8 protein-coding genes and 1 riboswitch are annotated in these 9,578 nt (G+C 33.3%); of the genes, 3 read left to right on the top strand and 5 right to left on the bottom strand.

Features of this window, described 5'->3' with window-relative positions; genetic code table 11:
• Window positions 1–173: 173 nt before the first annotated feature.
• A riboswitch (SAM riboswitch) is annotated at window positions 174–284 on the top strand.
• 86 nt (window positions 285–370) lie between these two features.
• Genes metF through BLP68_RS16650 form a run of 3 tightly spaced genes read left to right on the top strand, consistent with a single transcriptional unit; the run spans window position 371 to window position 4,297 of the window.
• Entirely contained in the window at window positions 371–1,255 is an 885-nt protein-coding gene (gene metF, locus BLP68_RS16660) for a methylenetetrahydrofolate reductase [NAD(P)H] (protein WP_091545987.1), read from the top strand.
• Between the two features lie 11 nt (window positions 1,256–1,266).
• Entirely contained in the window at window positions 1,267–1,926 is a 660-nt protein-coding gene (locus tag BLP68_RS16655) for a vitamin B12 dependent-methionine synthase activation domain-containing protein (protein WP_091545985.1), read from the top strand.
• Between the two features lie 4 nt (window positions 1,927–1,930).
• Window positions 1,931–4,297, top strand: a complete 2,367-nt coding sequence (locus BLP68_RS16650) for a homocysteine S-methyltransferase family protein (protein ID WP_091545982.1) — start codon at window positions 1,931–1,933, stop codon at window positions 4,295–4,297.
• Between the two features lie 777 nt (window positions 4,298–5,074).
• Here BLP68_RS16650 and BLP68_RS16640 read toward each other — a convergent pair.
• From BLP68_RS16640 to BLP68_RS16620, 5 genes are all read right to left on the bottom strand, one after another.
• A complete protein-coding gene (locus BLP68_RS16640; RefSeq protein WP_091545976.1) occupies window positions 5,075–6,028 on the bottom strand; it encodes a dipeptidase in 954 nt (317 codons plus the stop codon).
• A gap of 345 nt (window positions 6,029–6,373) precedes the next feature.
• Window positions 6,374–7,483 (bottom strand): D-alanyl-D-alanine carboxypeptidase family protein, encoded by a 1,110-nt coding sequence (locus tag BLP68_RS16635; protein WP_091545974.1) that lies wholly within the window; start codon window positions 7,481–7,483, stop codon window positions 6,374–6,376.
• A gap of 142 nt (window positions 7,484–7,625) precedes the next feature.
• A complete protein-coding gene (locus tag BLP68_RS16630) occupies window positions 7,626–8,039 on the bottom strand; it encodes a hypothetical protein (RefSeq protein WP_091545970.1) in 414 nt (137 codons plus the stop codon).
• A gap of 369 nt (window positions 8,040–8,408) precedes the next feature.
• Window positions 8,409–8,897, bottom strand: a complete 489-nt coding sequence (gene ytfJ, locus BLP68_RS16625) for a GerW family sporulation protein (RefSeq protein WP_091545967.1) — start codon at window positions 8,895–8,897, stop codon at window positions 8,409–8,411.
• A gap of 4 nt (window positions 8,898–8,901) precedes the next feature.
• Window positions 8,902–9,543 (bottom strand): DUF2953 domain-containing protein, encoded by a 642-nt coding sequence (locus BLP68_RS16620; RefSeq protein WP_091545965.1) that lies wholly within the window; start codon window positions 9,541–9,543, stop codon window positions 8,902–8,904.
• Window positions 9,544–9,578 lie beyond the last annotated feature (35 nt).

Raw genomic sequence — 9,578 nt, 5'->3', positions numbered from 1 at the left:
ATATAATTATAACACCTTTTGGCTCCATTGGCTTATATATTATCAATTTAGATTTCATATTATTTTAATTGTAAGCTATACTGGATAATCTAATCATAGAAAAATCAAAAAATTTGTTGACCTGAATTGATAATAAATATATAATCTTTTGTAAGAATATAAATGAATATGATTTCTTATCAAGAGAGGTGGAGGGACTGGCCCGATGAAGCCCGGCAACAGCCAGCATTTTTTTTCGCTGGAAATGTGCTAAATCCTGCAGCATAATAGCTGAGAGATAAGATAGCGTCACAGTATTAATAATGTGATTACTACCACTTCTTATCTTTGAAGTGGTTTTTTTATACAATTAATTTAAGGAGGTTCTATTATGTTAATCAAAGATATCTTTAAAGAAAAAACGGTAATATCTTTAGAAATTTTTCCACCGAAGCCTACTTCTCCTCTAGATACAATCACAAATATGCTTGAGGAAATAAAAGATTTAACACCTGATTTCATCAGTATCACCTATGGAGCTGGTGGCAGCACAAAAAGACATACCGTTGATATTGCCAGTATGGTGAAAAACAAGTATAAAATTGAGGCTTTAGCCCATTTAACCTGTATCAACTCTACTAAGGATGAAATTAATCGAATTTTTCAGCTGTTAAAGGAAAATAACATCGAGAATATATTGGCTTTAAGGGGAGATCATCCAGACAATCAGCCAATTAATATTGAAGAAAATCAAGACTTTAATTATGCAAAGGATTTAGCCTCCTATGCAAAATCCTATGGAGGATTCTCTTTAGGTGGTGCCTGCTATCCAGAAGGACATTTAGAGTGTAAAAATACGGTTGAAAACCTTCATCATTTAAAGGAAAAGGTTGATAATGGCCTAGATTTTCTAATTACACAATTATTTTTTGATAATAATCTTTTTTATAACTTTAAAGAAAAAATGGAGCTGCTTAATATTAAAGTTCCTGTATCTGCTGGTATAATGCCTGTTATAAACAAAAAACAGGTTGAGAAAATTATTAGCCTTACTGGTGCTTCTATATCTCCTAAGTTTTTAAAAATCTTAGACAAATATGGCGATAATCCTTCAGCATTAAAGGAGGCTGGTATTGCATATGCAACCGAACAAATAATAGATCTAATGGCAAACGAAGTTGACGGTATTCATCTGTACGCTATGAATCGCCCCGAAATCGCTAAATCTATCTTCTCCAGTATTGGAAGTATTCGAAAATATGCAGCAAATAGTTAACGAGGTGTAAAATGAACAAACTTAAAAAAGAGGTTTTAAGATACCTTGCATATAGAAATCAACCCTTAGATGATAACATTAATGCCCTGATAGATTCTACTTTAGAAGAAGCAATTGCTCTAAAAAATAATAATAAAAAATATATCTATAAGGCATTTGATTTTACATTAGAAAGCAATAGGGTTTTATTAGCCAATAGTACAATATACTTATCAGGTAAGGATATTTCGAAGCATCTTAAAACTTCAGAAAAGTGTATAATTATAGCAGCCACATTAGGTTTAAATTTCGAGAAGGCAATTAATTATTACTCAAAGGTGAATTTAACAAAGGCACTAATAATGGATGCATGTGGTACTGCATTAATTGAAGAATTATGTGATGATATAGAGATTGAGATATCCAATGATAATAGTTTTAGAGACTACCGGTTAACCAGTAGATATAGCCCTGGATATGGAGATTTTCCAATAGAAAGCCAAAGAAATATTGAGGTGCTATTGGAAACCAGCAAAACTATAGGCTTATCCGTCACTTCTAATCATTTACTTATTCCTAGAAAATCAGTCACAGCTATAATAGGGCTTCATAGAGATAAAACAATGGATCCCCCAATGAATAGCTGTGAATTCTGCAACGACACTAATTGTCAATTTAATTGTAAGGAGTGAATTCATGAATAAAAAATTAAATTTTTCAGACTGGCTACTATTTGATGGTGCTATGGGAACAATGCTGCAAAACCATGGTATAAAGTTTGGAGAATTACCAGAAAGCTACAATATACTTTACCCGGAGCTAATTGAAAAGATCCACAAGGAATATATTGACGCAGGCTGTGATATTATTACCACCAATACCTTTGGTGCCAATTCATATAAGCTAAAAAACTATTCTTACTCTGTAAAGGAAATTATTACCAGTGCTGTTAGGCTAGCACGTAAAGCAGCAAAGGATCGTTTTGTTGCTTTAGATATAGGCCCTATTGGACAATTGATGCAGCCCTACGGAACCCTCACCTTTCAAGAGGCCTATGATATTTTTGCAGAACAGGTTAAAATTGGCTTTACCGAGGGGGCAGATGTTATTCTTATTGAGACCATGTCAGATATTTACGAAGCTAAGGCTGCTATACTTGCAGCTAAAGAAAATTCCCCCCTTCCTGTTTTTTGTACCATGACTTTACAAAATGATGGAAGAACCCTTACAGGTACAGACCCTTTAACAATGGTTACTGTACTACAAGGCTTAGGTGTAGATGCTCTAGGTATAAATTGCTCCCTTGGTCCTAAGGAAATAATTCCACAGCTTAATGACATTCTACTATACTCAAAGGTCCCTATTATGGTACAGCCCAATGCTGGTTTACCAGAGATCAAAGACTCAACCACAATATATAATGTTACTCCCTATGAATTTGCTTCTGATATAAAATCAATAGCAGAATTGGGAGCCACTATTCTAGGAGGATGCTGTGGCACCACTCCTGAATTCATTAGTGAAGTTAGAAAAGCATTAGATAGTATTCGACCAGTTTCAAGACATGTAAAAAAAATAACTGCTGCAGCCTCTGGCGTGAAAACTGAAATTATCGGTGAAGGTATAACCATTATTGGTGAAAGGATAAATCCTACAGGCAAGAAAAAAATCAAGGATGCATTAAAAAGCGGCAATATAAATTATCTAGCCCTAGAAGCTATCCAGCAAAAAGATGCAGGCGCCAATATAATTGATATAAACGCCGGCATACCTGAAATTGATGAAGAAGAAATGATGGTCAAAATCACTAAAGAAATACAGAGTTTAATTCAACTACCCCTACAAATTGATAGCATGCAGCCTAAAGTAATTGAAGCCGCTGTAAGAATTTATAATGGTAAACCTATTATTAATTCGGTTAATGGTAAAAAAGAATCAATGGATGCAATCTTCCCTATTGCTAAAAAATATGGTGCATTAGTTATAGGCTTAACCCTAGATGAAAAGGGTATTCCCTTTAAGGCTGAGGACCGGTTAGATGTAGCTAAAAAAATTGTAGATTGTGGAGAAAGCTACGGAATAGCTAGGGAGGATATTATAATTGACACCTTAGCCCTCACAGCCTCAGCTCAACAGGATGCTGTTAAGGAAACAATAAAGGCCATTGGTTTAATTAAAGAAGAGCTAGGTGTTAAAACCACTTTAGGCGTAAGTAATGTGTCCTATGGACTACCCCGAAGAGAACTACTCAATAGCACATTTTTAGCTATGGCTCTAACAGCAGGACTAGACGCGCCTATTATTGATCCATTAGATGAAGGCATAAAAAATACAATTAGCTCCTTCAATGTACTTTGGAGCTATGATGTTAAGGCTGAAGCATACATTAAAAGCTTAAATGACAAACCCACTCCCAGTTGGAATCTAGATAATAACATAGAAAAAAGCCTTAAGCAAATTATTATCACCGGGCTAAAGGGAGATGTTGAGAAAAAAACAAGAGAGCTATTATTAAACAATATAAAAGCAATGGAAATAATCGATGACCATCTAATACCAGCATTAGAGCATGTAGGCGAAGAATACGAAAGGGGTAATATTTTTCTACCACAATTAATTCAATCAGCTGAGGCTGTCAATAAAGCTTTTGAAGTAATTAAGGAGAATTTATCCTCTGGGGAATTGGAACGAAAAAGCAATAAAATTTTACTGGCTACAGTAAAGGGTGATATACATGATATTGGAAAAAACATAGTTAAGGTTCTTTTAGAAAACTACGGCTTTGATGTTATTGATTTAGGTAAGGATGTTGCTTCTGAAGATATTTTAGCAATGGTTCAAAAAGAGAACATCAAGCTAATAGGCTTAAGTGCATTAATGACCACCACAGTTAAAAGTATGGAGGAGACTATTACTGCACTCAAAAAATATGATAAGGAATGTATGATAATGGTTGGCGGTGCAGTATTAAACCAAGACTATTCAAAGCTTATCGGGGCAGATTATTATGCAAAGGATGCTAGATCCGGTGTTAAAATAGCCAGGAGCTTTTTTAATATGTAATACTCTCGCTGAAATTAACCATCTACAGGCTTGATTGCCTGCAGATGGTTTTTGTTTTTCTGTCAACCTGACTGCTGTATAAACAATTAAATGCAGGACAAATGTTAGAGCTGGAAATATATAGGCATAGGGTCTAAAATCCATAAATAAATCTCCGGGAAACATAATTGTATTAGATATAAAATTTAACGTTTGATAAAAGTTAAATATAATAGAATATCTATCAACATTTAAATGCATATAGGACATTATTCCAAATATAAAATTCAAAGCAGTAAAGTATAACAAACCATATAATAAATTTCTAATTCCTAGCTTTATGCTTATTACTTTGAAAATAACAAAATAAACGAAAAATATGATTATTGATCTTAATGCAACAATTAATGCCCCATTATTAAATATTAAATTTGCCAACATATCTGATGGTAAAAATATAAAAACCGAGAAAAATGATACCAATAGCAAAATAGTCATAATTAAAAATCTAGATTTATACTTTCCCATAAGACACCTACCTTCTTCTCTACACTTAGTTCTTAACCCTTAATCTTAACTCTTAACTCTTAACTCTTAATTTTTAGTTTTTGGTTTGTTTTGTTTTGTTTTGTTTTGTTTTGTTTTTGCTTTTCATTCAACATTACATATGTAGCTAGTTAATTTGTCATAAAACTCTAAATTATGCTTATGAAGTTTTATACCAAATCCCTAGCAAAGTGACTGACTCAAATCAAAGATTTGGTCATCTGCTTTTCTCAACGCTTACTCTTATTGTCCTTATTTCAATACCTCTTTAATTACTCTTTTAGCATTCCCATTGCAAATTTTTTCTATCTCAGCTTCAGTAAAACCCTTCTTAGCCAGTGCAATTACCAGCTTATCCATCTCACCAAAATCCTTTATTTCCAGCTCACTATCAATACCATCAAAGTCACTACCACAAGCAACAACATCAATACCACCTGTGTTGTATATATGCTTTATGTGTGCAACAATATCCTCTACTCTACTGATATTATCATCGCTTAGAAAGTCAACGCAAAAATTCATTCCCATTACTCCACCCTTTTCTGCTAAAGCTTTAATCATGTCATCCGTTAAATTTCTTGAATGATCCTTAATACTTCTAGCATTAGAGTGGGATGCAACAATGGGCTTATTAGAATGCTTTATTACATCGTAAAATCCAGCATCAGATAAATGAGAAACATCTATTAGCATTCCTAGCCTGTTCATTTCTTCAACTACCTCTATTCCAAAGGTAGTAAGTCCATTATTAGTAAATTCCTCATAATAATTTGGGTATCCAATTTCATTTGGAAAATTCCAAGTTAGAGTTATTAATCTTACCCCTTGTCTATAAAAGCTCTTTAAATTTTCTATACTTCCTTCTAAAGCTCCGCCTTCTTCAATTGTCAAAAATGCAGATATTTTTCCATCTGCTAAATTAGCCTCTAGATCAGTATAATTTTTTGCAATTCTAATGGTATCAGAGTTTTTTTCTATTTCTTGATTAAAGAGGTCTAGTAGTTTAATGGTCGAATTATATGGTTTGTACCCAAGCTCCTTTATCTCTTCAAGATGTACAAAAAGTGCAAAAAACTGAGCCATAGAATTTCCTTTTAGTAGCTTACTAATATCGACATGATATGGATTATCCTTAAGACTATATTTACATTTATCCATATATAGCCTAAGTATTGTATCGCAGTGTAAATCAATTATTTTCATAAATCTCCTCCTTCGTCAGTAACAACTTTCCACATAAAGTGAATTCATAAATTTTTTCATATAATATATGTTCTACACATAAACAAAGAATCCTGTATTATTAAAAGACCAAACTGAATTCTTTTAGAAATCAGCCAGACTGTTGAAAATCCTCCATCTTCTTTGTTGCTGCAAAAACCCAGCACCTTTACGTATTTTGTATACGCTTCAGTCGCTGGGTTTTCTTGCGCCTTGAATCTGAAGAATTTTGAACAGTCTGGATATTGTTGACTTTTTCAACAACCGCACTGATTTCTTTTAGAAATCATCTTTAGTTCGATATAGGATAAATTACTGAATTTATTTTTAATTTTTCTTTAATCTAAAAAATCTATAGAGCTTATCCTTAAAGGTTAATACCTCTATATCCTCATTGGCCACAAGCTCTGTTACATCCAGCAGCTGATCATTAAGATATGTATAAACCTTGCCAATTTTTTGCCCCTTCAATGCCGGTGCTTCAATATTTTCAGGAGCCTCTATAACTGATGATAAATTTCCTTCTTCTTCAGGCTTTATAGGGATGATTATTTTCTTAGAGGTTACTAATTTTAAAGCATTAGTTTTACCATTAATTGTTGGTATTGTTTTTAAAGCTTCTCCCTCTTCATGTTGAATATGGGCCACATAATTTTCAAAGCAATGGTCTATTAATTCCATTGTTGTATTAAACCAATTGGGATCATCAAGGGTTACAGCTATAAATTGCATTTCGTTTCTTGTGGCTGATGATACTAGGCATCTTCCAGCTCTTTTAGTGAAGCCAGTTTTTACGCCATCTCCACCATCATAGAGCCTTAAAAACTTATTTTTATTTGAAAAGTATTGGTTTGTACTTCTATCAGCTACATAAAGCTTTGTTTTTACTATTTCTTTAAAGACAGGTTCATTTAAAGCCGCCCTCGTAATTAAAGCAAGGTCATGGGCAGTTGTATAATGCTCATTGTGATGTAGTCCATGGGGATTCATGAAATTTGTGTTATTTGCCCCAAGCTCCTTAGCCCTCTTATTCATTAGTGTAGCAAAATCTTCCACCGAACCTCCCAGTTCAATTGCTATAGCAGTGGCAGCATCGTTTCCTGAACGAAGCATTAATCCGTAAAGAAGGTCTATCATTTTTATTTCTTCACTGCTCTTTAGATATATTGAAGAACCTTCAATACCCTGTGCTTCAAAGGGTACCTTTACTACATAATCTAACGGTGCGTTCTCAATCGCTAGAAGGGCCGTCATAATCTTAGTGGTACTTGCCATAGGCATTTCTTCATGAATATTATTTTCATATAAAATACGGCCTGTTGAGGCATCTATCACAATGGATGCCCTACCACTTGTTACGATGGGAGCCTCCTCAGCATGAACTACTACTGTTACTGCCAGTATAAATACTAAAATAATAAAAAATAGTTTTTTCATAGTTACACCTCTTTGCTATGATTTTTTAACTATTTTTATTATTTGCATAGTATCTTTATATATCCAATAAATAATAATCAAAAAAATTTTTGTCAATCCAGCCCTTTCTAAAGTAATCTCAACTACTAATTTATATGAGGTTTTACTCGTTATCTTCTTCTTCACCTATGAACTCACAGCCAAATTCTTTTGCAAGCTTCTCAGCCTCTTTAATATCCTCTTTGCTCCATATTGACCAACCACCCTTTAATTCACCATCTACATAGATTTCCACCTTATCATTTTTTAAAATCATTATTTTACTATTTTTTTTCTTCATTTGCTCAATCTGGCTATTAACTGCTTCTACAGGGTCAACATCCAATACCTTCATAGCTATAAAAAGGCAGGACATGGCATCCTGAAGCTCATGCTTTGCTTTATCTATATCATCCTTCATGAGGGCCTTTAGTGATTCTGCTACCTCTTCATTCAAATGACTGATGGCAGTCTTGGGATCATTTGTTCTGTATTTCCTATTATTCCATATTAATTCAATAGCATCCTTTATGTCCATATTGACTCCTCCAACCCTTTAATCGTATATCTTATATTATACATCTATTACCCCACTTGTACAAATTTAAGCTTTAAAGAACAAAAGAATTATATCATCGTTTAATTATCTGTGGATAAAATGCTTTTGTTATCCAAGGAATCAATTGGATTTACGAAGCTTTCAATAAAAATAAAAATAATAGAGGGATTTTATCCCTCTCAGGTTGATGACAAAGTCATCAAAATGCAGACTGATCAAAAAACCGCAGATTCAAGGCGCAAGAAAACCTAGCGACTGCAGCGTATACGTAATACGTAAGGGTGCTAGGTTTTCGAAGCAACGAAGAAGATGGGGGTTTTTCATCAGTCTAAGAGGGATTTTATCCCTCTATTCATAAGTAATAGTTTCTCTATCTTCATCATGTCGTTTTTGCTGTTTACCATTTACATTTCCACTAAACATTTTTTGAATGTTATTAATCATGCTGGGTGTCATATTAATTAAATTGTCTATCATATTAGCCCTTTGGTCTACAGGCATTAACTTCATTTGACCATTACCAACCACCATAAAGGCCACAGGTTGCACAGAAACACCTGCTCCAGCGCCACCTGCAAAGGGGAACTTGCCACTGCTTTTACCCTTGCTGCCTCCACCATTTTCACCATTATCTTTTCCTTCTTTATCTTCTTCCTTTATATCCATTGAATAGTCACCACCACCAGAAGCAAATCCAAAGGATACTTTTGAAATTGGTATAATAACTGTCCCATCTGGCGTTTCTACTGCATCACCTACTATGGTATTTACATCCACCATCTCTTTGATGCTTTCCATCGTCGTTTTCATTAATGATTCAATTGGATGTTCGTTCAAATTATCACCATCCTCTGTCTTTTAATATAATTTTAATCATTTTTATTCCTGCAATAATAATATAGCCTATTTTAAGCCTAATTATACAATCAAGAGAAGTCTCAAATTTATCAATCCCATATACAGGCAAAACATTAATATTGAAATCTTCCAATGATACTTTTCTATTAATTAAATTAAATATATTAGATTTAAGCATCCACAAAGTACCTGTTGCAATAGCTGTTATTGCAGCATCCTCTACTCCAACTTCTGTAACCCACATAAATTGATCTATAACAAGCTTTTCCATAATATATTTGTTTATTATTTTATACTTTTCATATAAGTGCATTACCTTTTTATATATTAAGTTCAACTCGTTAAAATTAAGCGCTGCATCAGATGGCTCCTTTATCACCTTTTTATCAGCAATGTCTATATTTGAATTCAACTGAATAAAACTGTAGTATCTTTCACTCTTCATTAACTCAACAAATGGAATTTCCAAACGATACTTTATTAATCCAAATAGTAATTTAAGAGTTATTACTATTTCATTTCTACTGTTTTTCTTTAAAAATAAAATTCTAATACTTACATTAGAAAATGCAATAAGTATCACAAGGAATAAAAAAGCAAAGAAAAGCAATACATAAATAAGCAAGATCAATCACCCTAACCTTTTAATATTTTCTATTC

The organism is Alkaliphilus peptidifermentans DSM 18978, from assembly GCF_900101495.1.
In the GTDB taxonomy this organism is placed as follows: domain Bacteria; phylum Bacillota; class Clostridia; order Peptostreptococcales; family Natronincolaceae; genus Alkaliphilus_C; species Alkaliphilus_C peptidifermentans.
The sequence above is the reverse complement of the archived record's forward strand: the minus strand, read 5'-3'. Positions and strand labels throughout refer to the sequence as shown.

Excerpts from the sequence above, each read along its gene's own strand:
- metF (WP_091545987.1), top strand. The coding sequence starts at position 371 with ATGTTAATCAAAGATATCTTTAAAGAAAAAACGGTAATATCTTTAGAA.
- BLP68_RS16655 (WP_091545985.1), top strand. The coding sequence starts at position 1,267 with ATGAACAAACTTAAAAAAGAGGTTTTAAGATACCTTGCATATAGAAAT.
- BLP68_RS16650 (WP_091545982.1), top strand. The coding sequence starts at position 1,931 with ATGAATAAAAAATTAAATTTTTCAGACTGGCTACTATTTGATGGTGCT.
- BLP68_RS16640 (WP_091545976.1), bottom strand. The coding sequence starts at position 6,028 with ATGAAAATAATTGATTTACACTGCGATACAATACTTAGGCTATATATG.
- BLP68_RS16635 (WP_091545974.1), bottom strand. The coding sequence starts at position 7,483 with ATGAAAAAACTATTTTTTATTATTTTAGTATTTATACTGGCAGTAACA.
- BLP68_RS16630 (WP_091545970.1), bottom strand. The coding sequence starts at position 8,039 with ATGGACATAAAGGATGCTATTGAATTAATATGGAATAATAGGAAATAC.